Source organism: Pseudomonas sp. Lb2C2, from assembly GCF_052112205.1.
Taxonomy (GTDB): Bacteria; Pseudomonadota; Gammaproteobacteria; order Pseudomonadales; family Pseudomonadaceae; genus Aquipseudomonas; species Aquipseudomonas kilonensis.
In genome coordinates this window covers 186,793-202,329 of record NZ_JAUTYW010000007.1, presented here as the reverse complement: position 1 = coordinate 202,329, position 15,537 = coordinate 186,793, and the positions used below count along the sequence as shown (strand labels likewise).

Genomic DNA, 15,537 nt, shown 5'->3' with positions numbered 1-15,537 from the left:
GACGCAATCTTCCAGACAGATTGCGTCAGCCGGCTTTACGACGGCTGCGCCGCCGAGCGGGAGCAAGCTCCCTCGCCACAGGTGTTCACCTTAGACTAGGGACATGATCAGGTCGTTGGATCAGCGTAACTCGTCAACCATGGCCTCGATGGTGCTCAACACATCCTTGCCCAGTTGCATCGAGCGTTTGCCAGACCAGCCGGTGATTGGGTTCGGGTGATCGTTGTGGTCCTTGAACGGCATTTCCAGGGTCAGGGACAGGCAGTCATATTTCTGGCCGACTGCGTTACAGGCCAGGGTCATGTTGGCCTGGCCCGGTTCGTCGCGGGTGTAGCCGTGAGTGGTCTGGAAGTCTTTGGTCTGATGCTTGAGATGGCTGCGAAAGCGCTCTTCAAGTTCGGCAATGCGGGGCGTGTAGCCCGGGTTGCCTTCGCAACCGGCGGTGAATACGTGGGGAATTTCCTCATCGCCGTGAGCATCTAGGAACAGATCGACGCCGTACTTTTCCATTTGCTGCTGGACGAAAAAGACCTCGGGGCTGATTTCCGGACTGGCGTTCTGCCAGGCACGGTTCAGGTCCTGGCCCATGGCGTTGGTCCGCAGATGCCCGTGGAACGCGCCGTCCGGGTTCATGTTTGGCACCAGGTACAGATCGGCCTTGGCGAGCAACTGGTTCAGTTGCGCATCGTCATGCTGCTGGAGGCGTTCGATCACGCCCTCCATGAACCACTCGGCCATGTGCTCGCCGGGATGCTGCTGGGCGATGATCCAGACTTTGCGCCGGCCTTCGGCACCGCTGCCTTTGCGCAGCAGTTGAATGTCACGGCCTTCCACGCTTTTACCGACGGCCAATAGTTCGGTGCCGGCCTTGTGTTGCGCTTGCTCGATCAGCCAATCGTGCCTGCCGCGGCTGTAGGGTTCGAAGTAGGCGAACCAGGCGTTGGTCTGTTCGGTCTCCAGATAAAAGCGCAGGGCGTCGCCTTCAAATTGGGTCGGAATACGGAACCAGTTGACGTGATCGTAGGAGGCAACGGCTTGGTAGCCGGTCCAGGCCTTGTTGTAGGACGATTGACTGGCGTTGAGCAGCCGGAAGGAATACTCCTGGCCGACGTGCAGGCCGCTGGCCTTGAAGTGGAACCACTGGAAATGGGCGCTGCGGGTGTCGGGCCTGATCTTGAGCAACGACTGCAACGGGTTGCTGATGTCGACGACTTCGATGTTGCCGCTGTCGAAATTGGCACTGATATCAAAGGAAGATTTAGCCACGGTCACGATTCCTGGAGAGGATTTTCATGGCCATTACTGTACACGCAAGACGGGGGGAACCGAGACGATTTACGTCACGTAAACGAGGGGGCGTCCTCCCTGGACGCCGAGTCAGCTTAGAGAGTCCGCAATTGATTCTCAAGTGCTGGTTGTCGATAGTTTCCGCCTGCGTGGCGGGGCTGCTCTTGCAAACAGATATTCATTTGCTATCATCGCCGCCACCGAATTGGCAGCACCCAAAAAGACTTCATTAGCCTGAAGACATAAGCCGAAAAATCGGCAAAAAAAGACCCGGCAAAAAGCCGGGTCAAAAACCGTGATTAGCCTGATGAGGAGATATTCCAGAAGTCCGACCTAAGGTCTTCTGGTCTATCGACTGATCTCGCGACCAGCTGATGCAATAATAATCATTATCATTTGCAAGTCAAATGGTTTTATCGCATCGATTGGAAAAAACTTTCTCGTCGTCCGCACTCGCGGCGACATTCCCAAGCGTTACCCCTAGCGAGTAGGGTAGCCATCCAGGGATCGGTCAAGCATCACCTTGACCAGATCAATCATGTGTACCACCGAAAATGCCAGGTCACGGCTCGAACCATTCAACTGGTTGGCGGACTCGTGGGCGGTTGCTGCAGCGCAGCGCAGCAGGTCGCATGCGTGAACAAGGGCTTCTTCTGCGCTGATGCTGTGGTGGACGTCGAAGAAGCGATGTTCTGACTGTGTCTGGGAAACACCTGGTTTCAAGTAGTAGTCGAGGGCGCGTTTGGCCGCCGGGCAATCCTGCAATGAAGGAAACGTGCCGTCGAAAGGGCTGCCGGGTTGGTCTTTGTTGGGCGTATCCATGGTGATGAAAATCTCCGTGTATGGGGCTGAACTCCTGAATTCAGAATAGTACTTATCGTAATTGTGACGATAATTTAAATACTACAATTTGTGTTTTGAATGGTCGGAGTCATCCACGTATCGTGCCGCACATGGATAAATGGATAGAGTTGGTCAAGGCCAAGATGAAGGAGCTGCGCATCACGCAAGTGGTGCTCGCAGAACGGTTGGGAATGTCCCAGGGCGGCGTCGGCCATTGGCTGACCAGGCGCCGGCAACCCAGTGTCGAAGACATGAACCGGGTCCTGCGGGAACTGGGGCTGGAGTTCCTGGAAGTGGCGATGGTGATTCGCGAGCCGGACACCTCCACGGACGAAGGCATGGCCCTGGCGCAGAAGTACAACCCGTACTTCCGCTACCCGGTCAGTGAATGGCACGAGGTTGGCGAGGTTCGCGAAGGCGATCCTGGCGCCTACAGCCAGGCGCGCTACGAGCTGACGGACTACCATGCCCTGGGGGCCGCGTTCTGGCTGGTGGTGGTGGGTGATGCGATGACCGCACCCAGCGGGTTGAGCATTCCCGAGGGCATGTCGATCCTGGTGGATCCGGCCATCGAGGCGGTGCCCGGCAAACTGGTGGTCGCCTGCTTGCCTGGCAGCAGTGATGCAACCTTTCGCAAATTGATCGAAGAGAGCGGGCAGCGTTACCTGGTTCCGCTCAATCCGACTTACCCGAAAAACCTGTACACCGAGCAGTGTCGCCTCATCGGTGTGGTGGTGCAGGCCACCATCAGGTTCTGACTGGATCGGCCCTGGGGACGGGCCGACTCCTATTCTTCGAATGCCACCAGGGCGCTGCCTTCGCTGACCATTTCACCTTCCTGGCAATACAGCGCCTTGATCACCCCGGCCTTGGGCGCACGAATGCTGTGCTCCATTTTCATGGCCTCCAGCACCACCAGTTGAGCCCCGGCCTCCACCGGCTGGCCGACACTCACCAATACCCTCACGATACTGCCGTTCATGGGCGCGACCAGGCCACCTTGATGGCTGTGGCTGGCCTCGGCGGCGGCCAACGGGTCGTACAGGTCGATCCGGTGCAGGTCACCCGCCCATTGCAGGTACAGGCTGTCGCCCTGGCGAATGGCCCGATGACTGCGGCGCAGGCCGTGGCGCTCGATCACCAGTTGCTCGCCCTTGAGTTCCGCGCAATGGGCGCTAACGTCCAGCGTCAGCGCGCGATCCTGGCCTTCGCAGCTCAGGTGCAAGGTGGTTTCCCTGGGCAGCCCCAGACGCAGCCCGGTGGTGCTGGCCCACGGTGAGTCGGCATCATCGCCGCGCACGCGCGGTGTCAGGCTCAAGGCGAAGCCCTGGGCGGCTGCGAACCAGAATGCGTCATCCAATTCGCCCGGCTCTGGCAGCAATTGCGCCTGGTAACGTGGGATAAATCCAGTGTCTAGCTCTTCCGCCGCGAAGGCGGGGTGAACCACGATTCGGCGCAGGAACCCGATGTTGGTTTTCAGCCCGCCAATGGCAAATTCGTCGAGCATGCTCAACAGCCGCAAGCGCGCCTGTTCACGGTCTTCACCCCAGGCAATCAGCTTGCCGAGCATCGGGTCGTAGAACGGCGAGATTTCATCGCCTTCTTCAACCCCGCTGTCGACCCGCCGGCCCGCGCCCTCGGCCGATTCGCGATACAACGCCAGGCGTCCGGTGGCCGGCAGGAAATCGTTGACCGGGTCTTCGGCATAGAGCCGCACTTCGATGGCGTGACCGAGCAGCGGCACTTGCGCTTGAGTGATCGGCAAGGGTTCGCCTTGGGCGACGCGGATCTGCCAGGCTACCAGGTCCAGTCCGGTGATCGCTTCGGTGACCGGATGCTCGACCTGCAAGCGGGTGTTCATTTCCATGAAGAAAAACTCGCCCCGCGCATCCAGCAGGAACTCCACGGTGCCCGCCCCGACGTAACCAATCGCCTGGGCTGCGCGCACGGCAGCTTCACCCATGGCCTGGCGCAATTGCGGGGTCAGGCCGGGGGCGGGGGCTTCTTCCACGACTTTCTGGTGGCGGCGCTGGATCGAGCAATCGCGTTCGTTGAGGTACAGGCAGTTGCCGTGTTGGTCGGCAAATACCTGGATTTCCACATGGCGTGGCTTGAGCAGGTACTTTTCCACCAGCATCCGTGAGTCGCCGAACGAGGACTGCGCTTCCCGCTGGGCCGAGGCCAGGGCTTCGGCCAGTTGGCTGACGTCCTCGACGACTTTCATGCCCTTGCCGCCACCGCCGGCCGTGGCCTTGAGCAATACCGGGTAGCCGATGCGCTCGGCGGCGTCGCGAAAGGTCTCCAGGTCCTGGGCTTCGCCGTGATAACCGGGCACCAGGGGCACCCCGGCGGTTTCCATCAAGGTCTTGGCCGCCGATTTGCTGCCCATGGCATCGATGGCCGAGGCCGGTGGGCCGAGGAAGATCAGCCCGGCGCTTTCAATCGCCCGGGCGAACCCGGCGTTCTCGGACAGAAAACCATAACCGGGATGGATGGCCTGGGCGCCGCTGGCTTTCGCTGCGGCGATCAGCTTGTCGATTTTCAGGTAGCTGTCGGCGGCCTTGCTGCCGCCCAGGTCGACGCGGATGTCGGCTTCACGGCTGTGGCGGGCATCGCGGTCGGTGGCGCTGTGGACGGCAACGGTGGTCAGGCCCATGGCCTTGGCGGTGCGCATCACGCGGCAGGCGATTTCGCCACGGTTGGCCACCAGCAACGTGGTGAGGGCAGGGGCGCTCATCGACGCGGCTCCTTGTTATTCGATTCGGCTTGCCAGTTCGGCGCACGCTTTTGCAGGAAAGCCCGCAAGCCTTCCTGGCCCTCCGGGCTGACGCGGATGCGGGCGATGGCGTTTTCGGTGTAGCGCCGCAGCGCCGGGGTAAGGGCGCCGTTGCCGACTTCACGCAGCAGTTCCTTGCTGGCGCGCATGGCCGCCGGGCTGTTGAGCAACAGGTTGTCGATCCATTGTTCGACTTGATAATCCAGGGCCTCGGCCGGGTAACTTTCCGACAGCAAACCGATTTCTTTCGCACGTTGCCCGTCGAAGCGTTCCGCCGTCAGGGCATAACGACGCGCGGCACGCTCGCCGATGGCTTGCACCACGAACGGGCTGATCACCGCTGGCGCCAGGCCAATGCGCACTTCCGACAGGCAGAACTGTGCTTCATCGGCGCCAATGGCCATGTCACAAGCGCTGATAAGCCCCAGTGCGCCACCGAACGCGGCGCCCTGGACGACGGCCAGCGTAGGAATTTTCAGCTTGGCGAGGTTGTACATCAGCTCCGCCAGTTCCCGGGCGTCATCGAGGTTGGTGTGGTAGTCGAGCTCGGCTGATTGTTGCATCCAGGCCAGGTCGGCGCCGGCGCTGAAATGCTTGCCGCGACCGCGGATCAGCAGGAAGCGCAAGCTTGGATCGCTGCTGACGTGGTCCAGGGCGAGGATCAGTTCGCGGATCATTTCGGCGTTGAACGCGTTGTTCTTCGACTCGCGGCTGAGCCACAAGGTGGCAACGCCCCGTGGGTCGGTGTGCAGTTCGAGGGTGTTGAAGTTATCCATGGGCATTCCCCGTTTACATCCGGAACACGCCGAAGCGGCTCGGTTCGATAGGCGCGTTCAGTGACGCGGACAAGGCCAGGCCCAGCAAGTCGCGGGTCTGGGCCGGGTCGATGACGCCGTCGTCCCACAGCCTGGCACTGGAATAATAGGGGTGACCCTGTTCTTCGTATTGATCGAGGATCGGTTGCTTGATCTCGGCTTCCTGCTCGGCGCTGAAGGGGTGGCCACTGCGTTCGGCTTGTTCACGCTTGACCTGCACCAGCACGCCGGCCGCCTGTTCGGCGCCCATCACGCCAATCCGCGCGTTTGGCCACATCCACAGGAACCGAGGGTCGTAGGCGCGACCGCACATGCCGTAGTTACCTGCGCCGAAACTGCCGCCAATGATCACGGTGAATTTCGGCACTTTCGCGCAGGCCACGGCCGTCACCAGTTTGGCCCCGTGCTTGGCGATGCCGCCGGCTTCGTACTTCTGCCCGACCATGAAGCCGGTGATGTTCTGCAGGAACAGCAATGGGATCCCGCGCTGACAAGCCAATTCGATGAAGTGCGCGCCTTTCTGCGCGGCCTCGGCGAAGAGAATGCCATTGTTGGCCAGGATCGCGATCGGGTAGCCGTGCAAATGGGCGAAGCCGCACACCAGCGTCGTTCCGAACAGCGCCTTGAATTCGTCGAACACCGAACCGTCCACCAGGCGCGCGATCACTTCCCGGACATCGAACGGTTGCTTGGCGTCGGCGGAAACCACGCCGTACAACTCGTCACCCGAGTAAAGCGGAGCAATCGGCAGGCGATGCTGTAACTCGCCCTGTTTGCGCCAATTGAGGTTGGCCACGCTGCGGCGGGCCAGGGCCAGGGCATGTTCGTCGCTGTCGGCGTAATGGTCAGCCACGCCGGAGATCTTGCAGTGCACATCGGCGCCGCCCAGGTCTTCGGCACTGACCACCTCACCGGTGGCGGCTTTCACCAACGGCGGGCCGGCGAGGAAAATCGTCGCCTGCTGACGGACCATGATCGCCTCGTCCGCCATGGCCGGCACATAGGCGCCACCGGCGGTGCAGGAACCCATGACCACGGCGATCTGCGGGATGCCCTGGGCACTCATGTTGGCCTGGTTGAAGAAGATCCGGCCGAAGTGCTCGCGGTCCGGGAACACCTCGTCCTGGCGCGGCAGGTTGGCGCCGCCGGAATCCACCAGGTAAATGCAGGGCAGGCGATTCTGCTGGGCGATGGTCTGGGCGCGCAGGTGTTTTTTCACCGTCAGCGGGTAGTAGGAGCCCCCTTTGACCGTCGCGTCGTTGGCGACAATCATGCATTCGACGCCTTCCACGCGGCCGATGCCAGCAATCACGCCGGCCGCCGGCACGTCTTCGCCATAGACTTCGTGGGCTGCCAATGGGCTGATTTCCAAAAACGGCGAGCCCGGGTCCAGCAGCCGGTTGATGCGTTCACGGGGCAGCAACTTGCCTCGCGAGGTGTGCCGTTCCTGGGCCTTGGGACCGCCGCCTTGGCGAATTTGTGCGAGCAGGGTGCGCAGGGCCTCGACGTGTCCGAGCATCGCATCGCGGTTGGCGATGAATTCCGGCGAGCGCGGGTTGAGCTGAGTGTGCAGCGTGGCCATGGTCAGCTCCGTTAGCGGGTTTCGTTGAACAGTTCGCGGCCGATCAACATCCGACGAATCTCACTGGTGCCAGCACCGATTTCGTACAGCTTGGCGTCACGCAGCAGACGACCGGCCGGGAATTCATTGATGTAGCCATTGCCGCCGAGGATCTGGATCGCGTCGAGGGCCATTTGCGTGGCGCGTTCGGCGCTGTAGAGGATCACCCCGGCGGCGTCCTTGCGGGTGGTTTCGCCGCGCTCGCAGGCTTGGGCCACGGCATACAGGTAGGCGCGGCTGGCGTTGAGCTGGGTGTACATGTCGGCGACCTTGCCCTGGATCAGCTGGAATTCGCCAATGCTCTGGCCGAACTGCTTGCGGTCGTGGATGTAGGGCACGATCAGGTCCATGCAGGCCTGCATGATCCCGGTTGGGCCACCGGAAAGCACGACGCGCTCGTAGTCGAGGCCGCTCATCAGCACTTTCACGCCACCGTTGAGTGTGCCGAGGATGTTTTCTTCCGGCACTTCGACGTCATCGAAAAACAGCTCGCAGGTGTTGGAGCCGCGCATGCCGAGCTTGTCGAATTTGTTGCTGCGGCTGAAGCCTTTCCAGTCACGTTCGACGATGAAGGCGGTGATGCCGTGGGGGCCCTTTTCCAGGTCGGTCTTGGCGTAGATCACGTAGGTGTTGGCATCGGGGCCGTTGGTGATCCAGGTCTTGCTGCCATTGAGCACGTACTTGTCGCCACGTTTGTCGGCGCGCAGTTTCATCGAGACCACGTCGGAGCCGGCGTTCGGCTCGCTCATCGCCAGGGCCCCGATGTGTTCGCCGCTGATCAGCTTGGGCAGGTATTTGGTTTTCTGTTCATGATTGCCGTTGCGGTTGATCTGGTTCACGCAGAGGTTGGAGTGGGCACCGTAGGAGAGGGCGACCGAGGCCGAACCGCGGCTGATTTCTTCCATCGCCACCACGTGGGCCAGGTAGCCCAGGCCAGCGCCGCCGTATTCTTCCGGTACGGTGATGCCCAGCAGGCCCATGTCGCCGAACTTGCGCCACATGTCGGCGGGAAACAGGTTGTCGATATCGATCTGCGCTGCTCGCGGCGCCAGTTCGGCCTTGACGAAGGCCTGCACCTGGTCGCGCAACATGTCGATGGTTTCGCCGAGGGCAAAGTTCAGGGATGGGTAGCTCATGGGACACCTTTGGCTTTTTTATCGGGTGCGGAGAGTGACGGAATCGCTCTCACCTTTACGTTAACGTAAGCCTGCGACGAGAGGCTGTCAATCGGCCTTTACGTTAACGTCAACTTGGGCCAGAGTAAGTGCGCTTGAATAGCTTTACCAAAAGCATCTGTGCATGAGATTCCACCGCTACACCCACTAATAAAGACAAGAGGGGGCGTCATGGATCAACCCGGTTCGCATTCGCAGCTCAGCTACACCCGTGGTTCCGAGGACAAGGCCTTGCTGGGCCAGACCATCGGCGAAGTTTTCGACCAGACCGTGGCTCGCCATCCCGAGGGCGAGGCGTTGGTGGTTCGCCATCAATCGCTGCGTTACACCTGGCAACAACTGGCCGAGGCCGTTGATCTGCACGCCCGAGCCTTGCTGGCGCTAGGCTTGAAAACCGGCGATCGCCTTGGCGTGTGGGCGCCCAATTGCGCCCAGTGGTGCATCAGTCAGTTCGCCAGTGCGAAGATCGGCGTCATTCTGGTCAACATCAATCCGGCCTATCGCGTCTCTGAGCTCGAATACGTGCTTAAACAATCCGGATGCCAATGGCTGGTGTGTGCCGGGTCGTTCAAGACCTCGGATTATCACGCCATGTTGCAAGCGCTGGCACCAGAGCTGGCGGAGCAATCGATTGGCCACCTGCAGAGTGAACGCTTGCCGGATTTGCGCGGTGTGATCAGCCTCGATTCCCAGCCGCCGGCAGGTTTCCTGCCCTGGTCGCAACTGGCCGCCCTGGGTGCGGCGGTGATGCCGGAACAACTGGCCGAACGTCAATCCAGCCTGCAGTCCGATCAGCCGGTGAATATTCAGTACACCTCCGGCACCACCGGCTTCCCCAAGGGCGCCACCCTCAGTCATCACAACATTCTCAATAACGGTTACATGGTCGGCGAAAGCCTGGGCCTGACGGCTGACGATCGGCTGGTGATCCCGGTGCCGCTCTACCATTGCTTCGGCATGGTCATGGGTAACCTGGGCTGCATGACCCATGGCAGCACCATGATCTACCCCAACGATGCCTTCGACCCGTTGCTGACGCTAAAGGCCGTGGCCGAGGAAAAAGCCACGGCACTGTATGGCGTGCCCACCATGTTCATCGCCCTGCTGGACCAGCCGCAGCGGGGCGACTTCGACGTGTCCAGCCTGCGCACTGGCATCATGGCCGGGGCCACATGCCCCATCGAAGTGATGCGACGGGTCATCAATGAAATGCACATGGCCGAAGTGCAGATTGCCTACGGCATGACGGAAACCAGTCCGGTGTCATTGCAGACCGGTCCTTCAGACGAACTGGAACTGCGCGTAACCACCGTCGGCCGTACCCAGCCCCAACTGGAAAGCAAAATTATCGATGAGACCGGCAATATCGTCCCGCGTGGCGCTGTCGGCGAGTTGTGTACCCGCGGCTACAGCGTGATGCTCGGTTACTGGAACAACCCCAAGGGCACCACCGATGCCATCGACCCGGATGGCTGGATGCACACCGGCGACCTGGCGACCATGGACGAGCAGGGCTACGTGCGTATCGTCGGGCGCAACAAGGACATGATCATCCGCGGCGGGGAGAATATTTACCCGCGTGAGTTGGAGGAGTTTTTCTTCACCCACCCGGCAGTGGCGGACGTGCAGGTGATCGGCATCCCGTGCTCGCGCTATGGCGAGGAAATCGTCGCCTGGATCAAGTTTCATCCCGGCCACAGTGCCTCCGAGCAAGAGCTGCAGGCCTGGTGCAAGGAGCGTATTGCCCACTTCAAGACGCCGCGTCATTTCAAATTCGTCGAAGAATTTCCCATGACGGTCACCGGCAAGATCCAGAAATTTCGCATGCGCGAAATCAGCATCGAAGAACTGCGCGAGGTAGAAGGCTGAGCAAGCCCCCTGTGGGAGCGGGCTTGCTCGCGAAAGCGGCGTCACAGTCGATGAAGATGTTGGATGGGCTGGCCTCTTCGCGAGCAAGCTCGCTCCCACAGGTTTTGCGGTGCACATGGGCTTTGGGTCTGCTGAAGATCCAGTGTGGGAGCGAGCTTGCTCGCGATAGCGGTGGCTCAGCCACATAGACGCCGGCATGAGCCCTGCTCTTGCTCTTGCTCTTGCTTTGGATCTTGATCTGAACGCCCCGTTAAACCACGCTGGCCGAACGCAGGCATTGCGCAGTGGGCATCCCGGCATGGATGCCGGGATAGCCGCGCTGGGCCATGGATGGCCCTTCGCGGCGGCCCACGGAGCAATGCCGGAGTGAGGGCATGCCGAGCCTAAGCGAGGCACCGAGTGGTGGGGCAGAAGCGTTTTGCTTACTTTTGACTGGGCCGGCTTCCGGGCTTTTCAAAAGTGAGCCGCTGTAAGAGCGGAACCGCCAGCCGCCGTTACCGCAACAACGGATATGTACTCAATCAACAAAATCCAGGCCACCTGTCAGGCCGCCTTCGCGAGCAAGCCCGCTCCCACAAGAAAACCCCAAACCCCAGACAGCACAAAGGGGAGCCGAAGCTCCCCTTTAATTTTGTCGTCGCGTGCTCTTTTTTTATTATTGAGGGGCGGCCTATTGTTGTTTTTGGCAGCCGTTGCCCTTTACCGCTGTTTTTGGCGATCCCCATCCGGGATCAAGAGCAAACGTATTTTTTTGAGCGCTGATCTGCTTTTTCGCCTTGCGATCCAACCGATTCGGGAGCTACCTGAAGGTAGTTTTATTGTTCTCTGCCCGGTTGCGGGTTGCTCCTGAAAGCACCCTGAAAAGCACATCCTCTCCAAAAAAATCTGTTAGCTGCGTCTCTGCCGTGTTGTTTTTGTTATGTCAGAGTCGTTTCGTCTTGTTTTTATTGGGTTTGCTGCGTTTTTTTATTCTTGTTATGCAAGAGATATAGCAGGTGGCGTGCCAACTTTTAAAAAACTATATAAATCAACGGCTTGTATTTTTTGACTGAAAAACCTGGCGCGCCAAACCTGACAAATTGTTTCCGTGTTACTCGTTTCGCCGCTGTTACAAAGCCAGCGGTAACACCTCACTGTGCGCTGCGGGCCTTGGCGACACGCGAACCGCTAGGGCGGCCGAGGACGTCGCAGATCTGCCGACCCGCGGCGATCAGGGCATCCAGGTCGACACCGGTTTCGATACCCAAGCCGTTGAGCAGGTACAGCACGTCTTCGGTGGCAACGTTACCGCTGGCGCCCTTGGCATAAGGGCAGCCGCCCAGGCCGGCGATGGAGCTGTCGAACACCGCGATGCCTTCCAGCAGGCTGGCGTATACGTTGGCCATGGCTTGGCCGTAGGTATCGTGGAAGTGTCCGGCGAGCTTGTCCCGAGGCACCTCGGCGCCCACCACCTCGAACATCCTGCGGGTGGCACCGGCGGTGCCCGTGCCGATGGTGTCGCCCAGGGAGACTTCGTAGCAGCCCATGGCATACAGCTCCCGAGCGACCCAAGCCACCTGTTCCGGCTTGACCGCCCCTTCATACGGGCAGCCCAGCACGCAGGACACGTAGCCGCGCACACTGACGCCGTGCTGCTTGGCGGCTTCCATGATCGGCGCGAAGCGCTCCAGGCTGTCCTTGATGGAGCAGTTGATATTGCGCTGGGAAAACGCTTCGGACGCGGCGGCGAACACCGCCACTTCTTTTACACCCGCCGCCAGCGCGTCTTCAAAACCCCGCAGGTTCGGCGCCAGGGCGCCATAGGTCACACCGGGCTTGCGTTGGATCTGCGCGAACACCTCGGCGGAACCGGCCATTTGCGGCACCCATTTGGGCGAGACGAAACTGCCGACTTCGATGTAGCCCAGGCCGGCGGCGCTCAAGGCATCCACCAGGCGCACCTTGTCGGCGACGCTGATGGGCTGTGCTTCATTCTGCAGCCCGTCACGGGGGCCGACTTCGATCAGGCGTACAAAGGAGGGGAGGGACATGGGGGTTGACCTGTAGTGAGTTGCCAAAGTATCGAGAACGATGCTGCCCCCTGTGGGAGCGAGCGATAGCGGTATGTCAGTCAACATTGATGTTGTCAGTTACATCGCTATCGCGAGCAGGCTCGCTTCCACAAGGGGCATGTTGTGTTACTGGACGATTTCCTCGCCCTTGATCGTCTGCTCCAGCGCCTGGATGCAGCGTTCTTCGGCGGTGTCGAGTTCCAGTTTCATCTGTTCGATGTCCAGCAATTGCTGTTCGAGCTGTTCCCGGCGCTCGGTGATTTTCGCCAGCATGCTGTGCAGCTGTTTCTGATTGCCGCTGGAGGGGTCGTAGAGTTCGATCAACTCGCGGCATTCGGCCAGGGAAAAGCCAATGCGCTTGCCGCGCAGGATCAGCTTCAGGCTGACCTTGTCCCGCGGCGAGTAAATGCGCTCCTGGCCCCGTCGCTCCGGGCTCAACAGGCCTTGTTCTTCATAGAAACGGATGGCCCGGGTGGTGATATCCAGTTCGCGGGCGAGGTCGGAGATGCTGTAGGTCTGGCTGCTCATGGAAGCGCTCGAAACGAAAGGGGCTGGCGCTAAGCTAAAGGCAGGTTGACGTTCGCGTCAAGCAGAGCGGTCTCATCCTGGAAGCGCAGCACCTGTGGGAGCGAGCTTGCTCGCGATGACGGCAGCACATTCAACATTAATGCAAGCTGATCCACCGCCATCGCGAGCAGGCTCGCTCCCACAATTTAGATCTTCTAGACCTTATCGAGCTTCTTCTCATGGGCCGTCACCTGCTGGCACAGCTCGATCATCTGCTCGCGCATCCAGCGGTTGGCCGGGTCCTGGTCGGTGCTTTCGTGCCAGTAGAGGTGGGTTTCCACCGGCGGCACATCGTTGACTGGTAACAGGAAGGCATGCAGATCGTGACGACGGGCAAAGCGCTCGGGGACGGTCATGACCATGTCGGTCTGCTGCAGCACCTGGGAGGCCATCAGGTAATGCTGGGAACGCAGGGCGATCTTGCGCTGGATACCCATCTTGCCGAGGGCCAGGTCGACATACCCCAGCCCGTTGCGGCGGCTGGAAATATGCACGTGGGTCTGCGCCAGGTAATCATCGAGGCTGATCTTTTCCTTGCCCGCCAACGGATGGCCCTTGCGCATGGCGCACACGTAGCGATCTTCCATCAACTTGACGTGGCGTACCTGCGGGTCTGTGTTGAGCGGTGCATCCACGGCGAAGTCGAGGCGGCCGGCGGCCAGCTCCTTGGTGGTTTCACGGCGCTTGGAGAGAAAGCTCTCGATCGCCACGGTCGGTGCCAGGCGACGCAGGCGCTGGAACAGCAGCGGCAGGATCACGCCTTCGGTGAGATCGGTCATGCTGATGCGGTAGGTCTTGACCGCCTGCAACGGGTTGAAGATCCGGCTTTCCTGCACCGACACCCGCAGCAGCGACAGGGCGTTGCGCACCGGACCGATGATGTTCTGGGCCATGGGCGTCGGCACCATCCCCTGGGCGGTGCGTACAAAGAGCGGATCGTTGAAGGTCTCCCGCAGGCGCGCCAGGGCATTGGACACGGCCGGCTGAGTGATGCCGACGATCTGCCCGGCGCGGGTCAGGTTGGCTTCGGTGTAGATCGCATCGAAGACAATGAAAAGGTTGAGGTCGACCTTGCTCAGATTCATGGCGCTGCACTCTTGTTCTTGGGCTTGTTGTGAGGTGCCGGGTGGCGATGAGAATCAGTGAAACATATATCGGTGATGAATGTTAATACACGCTGAGAATAGGTTAGGTAAATTTTCGTAGCTGAACTAGCATCGATTTCATGACCTAAAACAACCTCTGCCAAGAAGGTGCTGCTCATGGATTTTGCCTATTCCCCCAAGGTTCAGGAACTGCGTGAACGCATCACGGCGTTCATGGATGCCTACGTCTACCCGGCCGAAGCAGTGTTCGAACGGCAAGTGGCCGAAGGCGACCGCTGGCAACCCACCGCCATCATGGAAGAGCTCAAGGCCAAGGCCAAGGCAGAAGGCCTGTGGAACCTGTTTCTGCCTGAGTCCGAACTGGGTGCCGGCCTGACCAACCTGGAATACGCGCCGCTGGCAGAGATCATGGGGCGTTCGTTGCTGGGGCCGGAGCCGTTCAATTGCTCGGCGCCGGACACCGGCAACATGGAAGTGCTGGTGCGCTACGCCAATGAAGAACAAAAGCAACGCTGGCTCGAGCCACTGCTGCGCGGCGAGATCCGCTCGGCTTTTGCCATGACCGAGCCGGACGTGGCCTCCTCGGACGCCACCAACATGGCTGCCCGTGCCGAGCGTGACGGCGATGAGTGGGTGATCAACGGCAAGAAATGGTGGACCTCAGGGGCCTGCGACCCGCGCTGCAAGATCCTGATCTTCATGGGCCTGAGCAACCCCGATGCGCCACGCCATGCCCAGCACTCGATGATTCTGGTGCCGGTGGACACTCCTGGGGTCAAGATCGTCCGGCCGCTGCCGGTGTTCGGCTACGACGATGCGCCCCACGGGCATGCCGAAGTGCTGTTCGATAACGTGCGGGTGCCGTACGAAAACGTTTTGTTGGGTGAAGGACGCGGCTTTGAAATTGCCCAGGGTCGCCTCGGCCCGGGCCGGATTCACCACTGCATGCGTTCGATCGGCATGGCCGAGCGGGCATTGGAATTGATGTGCAAGCGTGCCGTCAGCCGCACGGCCTTCGGTCAGCCGTTGGCGCGCCTGGGCGGTAACATCGACAAGATTGCCGACTCGCGGATGGAAATCGACATGGCGCGCCTGCTGACGTTGAAGGCGGCGTATATGATGGACACGGTCGGTAATAAAGTGGCCAAGAGCGAAATCGCCCAGATCAAGGTCGTTGCGCCGAACGTGGCCTTGAAGGTCATTGATCGGGCGATCCAGATCCACGGTGGTGCCGGGGTTTCCAACGATTTCCCGCTGGCCTACATGTACGCCATGCAACGCACCCTGCGCCTGGCCGACGGCCCGGACGAAGTCCACCGCGCGGCCATCGGCAAGTTCGAGGTCGGCAAGTACGTGCCAAAAGAAATGCTGCGTAGCAAGGGCTAGGATCTGGCCTGTGGGAGCAAAGCTTGCTCGCGATGACGGTA

12 protein-coding genes are annotated in these 15,537 nt (G+C 60.5%); 3 read left to right on the top strand and 9 right to left on the bottom strand.

The window, feature by feature from the left end:
* Nucleotides 1-120 precede the first annotated feature (120 nt).
* On the bottom strand, nucleotides 121-1,272 hold the full coding sequence (locus tag Q7F16_RS21985; protein WP_072346615.1) for a M14 family metallopeptidase: 1,152 nt from the start codon (nucleotides 1,270-1,272) through the stop codon (nucleotides 121-123).
* A gap of 495 nt (nucleotides 1,273-1,767) precedes the next feature.
* Nucleotides 1,768-2,109 carry a DUF6124 family protein gene (locus Q7F16_RS21980; protein WP_046064772.1) on the bottom strand — a complete coding sequence of 114 codons (342 nt, stop codon included), beginning with the start codon at nucleotides 2,107-2,109 and terminating at the stop codon, nucleotides 1,768-1,770.
* Nucleotides 2,110-2,240: 131 nt separating this feature from the next.
* Between Q7F16_RS21980 and Q7F16_RS21975 the strand changes: the two genes are divergently transcribed.
* Nucleotides 2,241-2,888: a LexA family protein gene (locus Q7F16_RS21975; protein WP_046064773.1), complete on the top strand. Its 648-nt coding sequence runs from the start codon at nucleotides 2,241-2,243 to the stop codon at nucleotides 2,886-2,888.
* A 29-nt stretch (nucleotides 2,889-2,917) separates the two neighbouring features.
* On the opposite strand, the gene Q7F16_RS21970 is transcribed toward Q7F16_RS21975, so the two are convergent.
* Genes Q7F16_RS21970 through Q7F16_RS21955 form a run of 4 tightly spaced genes read right to left on the bottom strand, consistent with a single transcriptional unit; the run spans nucleotide 2,918 to nucleotide 8,478 of the window.
* Nucleotides 2,918-4,867, bottom strand: coding sequence for an acetyl/propionyl/methylcrotonyl-CoA carboxylase subunit alpha (locus Q7F16_RS21970; protein ID WP_409556772.1), 1,950 nt, complete (start codon nucleotides 4,865-4,867; stop codon nucleotides 2,918-2,920).
* Nucleotides 4,864-5,682 carry a gamma-carboxygeranoyl-CoA hydratase gene (locus tag Q7F16_RS21965; RefSeq protein WP_018602285.1) on the bottom strand — a complete coding sequence of 273 codons (819 nt, stop codon included), beginning with the start codon at nucleotides 5,680-5,682 and terminating at the stop codon, nucleotides 4,864-4,866. Before Q7F16_RS21965 ends, Q7F16_RS21970 begins: the two co-directional genes overlap by 4 nt.
* A gap of 13 nt (nucleotides 5,683-5,695) precedes the next feature.
* Nucleotides 5,696-7,303, bottom strand: a complete 1,608-nt coding sequence (locus Q7F16_RS21960) for a carboxyl transferase domain-containing protein (RefSeq protein WP_046064775.1) — start codon at nucleotides 7,301-7,303, stop codon at nucleotides 5,696-5,698.
* An 11-nt stretch (nucleotides 7,304-7,314) separates the two neighbouring features.
* The gene (locus Q7F16_RS21955; protein WP_014339274.1) at nucleotides 7,315-8,478 is read right to left on the bottom strand and encodes an isovaleryl-CoA dehydrogenase; all 1,164 of its coding nucleotides are present in this window, start codon (nucleotides 8,476-8,478) and stop codon (nucleotides 7,315-7,317) included.
* A 210-nt stretch (nucleotides 8,479-8,688) separates the two neighbouring features.
* On the opposite strand from Q7F16_RS21955, the gene Q7F16_RS21950 reads away from it, so the two are divergent.
* Complete coding sequence (locus tag Q7F16_RS21950; protein WP_409556773.1) at nucleotides 8,689-10,386, top strand: AMP-binding protein; 1,698 nt, start codon at nucleotides 8,689-8,691, stop codon at nucleotides 10,384-10,386.
* A gap of 1,130 nt (nucleotides 10,387-11,516) precedes the next feature.
* Here Q7F16_RS21950 and Q7F16_RS21945 read toward each other — a convergent pair.
* The 3 genes from Q7F16_RS21945 to Q7F16_RS21935 form a co-directional block, all read right to left on the bottom strand.
* Nucleotides 11,517-12,416 carry a hydroxymethylglutaryl-CoA lyase gene (locus tag Q7F16_RS21945; RefSeq protein WP_003199998.1) on the bottom strand — a complete coding sequence of 300 codons (900 nt, stop codon included), beginning with the start codon at nucleotides 12,414-12,416 and terminating at the stop codon, nucleotides 11,517-11,519.
* A 147-nt stretch (nucleotides 12,417-12,563) separates the two neighbouring features.
* Nucleotides 12,564-12,965, bottom strand: coding sequence for a MerR family transcriptional regulator (locus Q7F16_RS21940; RefSeq protein ID WP_003200000.1), 402 nt, complete (start codon nucleotides 12,963-12,965; stop codon nucleotides 12,564-12,566).
* 194 nt (nucleotides 12,966-13,159) lie between these two features.
* A complete protein-coding gene (locus Q7F16_RS21935; RefSeq protein ID WP_003200002.1) occupies nucleotides 13,160-14,089 on the bottom strand; it encodes a LysR family transcriptional regulator in 930 nt (309 codons plus the stop codon).
* A 177-nt stretch (nucleotides 14,090-14,266) separates the two neighbouring features.
* On the opposite strand from Q7F16_RS21935, the gene Q7F16_RS21930 reads away from it, so the two are divergent.
* The gene (locus Q7F16_RS21930) at nucleotides 14,267-15,496 is read left to right on the top strand and encodes an acyl-CoA dehydrogenase (RefSeq protein ID WP_409556774.1); all 1,230 of its coding nucleotides are present in this window, start codon (nucleotides 14,267-14,269) and stop codon (nucleotides 15,494-15,496) included.
* Nucleotides 15,497-15,537 lie beyond the last annotated feature (41 nt).

Coding starts and splice junctions, on each gene's coding strand:
- Q7F16_RS21950 (WP_409556773.1), top strand. CDS start 8,689: ATGGATCAACCCGGTTCGCATTCGCAGCTCAGCTACACCCGTGGTTCC.
- Q7F16_RS21955 (WP_014339274.1), bottom strand. CDS start 8,478: ATGAGCTACCCATCCCTGAACTTTGCCCTCGGCGAAACCATCGACATG.
- Q7F16_RS21965 (WP_018602285.1), bottom strand. CDS start 5,682: ATGGATAACTTCAACACCCTCGAACTGCACACCGACCCACGGGGCGTT.
- Q7F16_RS21935 (WP_003200002.1), bottom strand. CDS start 14,089: ATGAATCTGAGCAAGGTCGACCTCAACCTTTTCATTGTCTTCGATGCG.
- Q7F16_RS21945 (WP_003199998.1), bottom strand. CDS start 12,416: ATGTCCCTCCCCTCCTTTGTACGCCTGATCGAAGTCGGCCCCCGTGAC.
- Q7F16_RS21930 (WP_409556774.1), top strand. CDS start 14,267: ATGGATTTTGCCTATTCCCCCAAGGTTCAGGAACTGCGTGAACGCATC.
- Q7F16_RS21975 (WP_046064773.1), top strand. CDS start 2,241: ATGGATAAATGGATAGAGTTGGTCAAGGCCAAGATGAAGGAGCTGCGC.
- Q7F16_RS21940 (WP_003200000.1), bottom strand. CDS start 12,965: ATGAGCAGCCAGACCTACAGCATCTCCGACCTCGCCCGCGAACTGGAT.
- Q7F16_RS21970 (WP_409556772.1), bottom strand. CDS start 4,867: ATGAGCGCCCCTGCCCTCACCACGTTGCTGGTGGCCAACCGTGGCGAA.
- Q7F16_RS21980 (WP_046064772.1), bottom strand. CDS start 2,109: ATGGATACGCCCAACAAAGACCAACCCGGCAGCCCTTTCGACGGCACG.
- Q7F16_RS21960 (WP_046064775.1), bottom strand. CDS start 7,303: ATGGCCACGCTGCACACTCAGCTCAACCCGCGCTCGCCGGAATTCATC.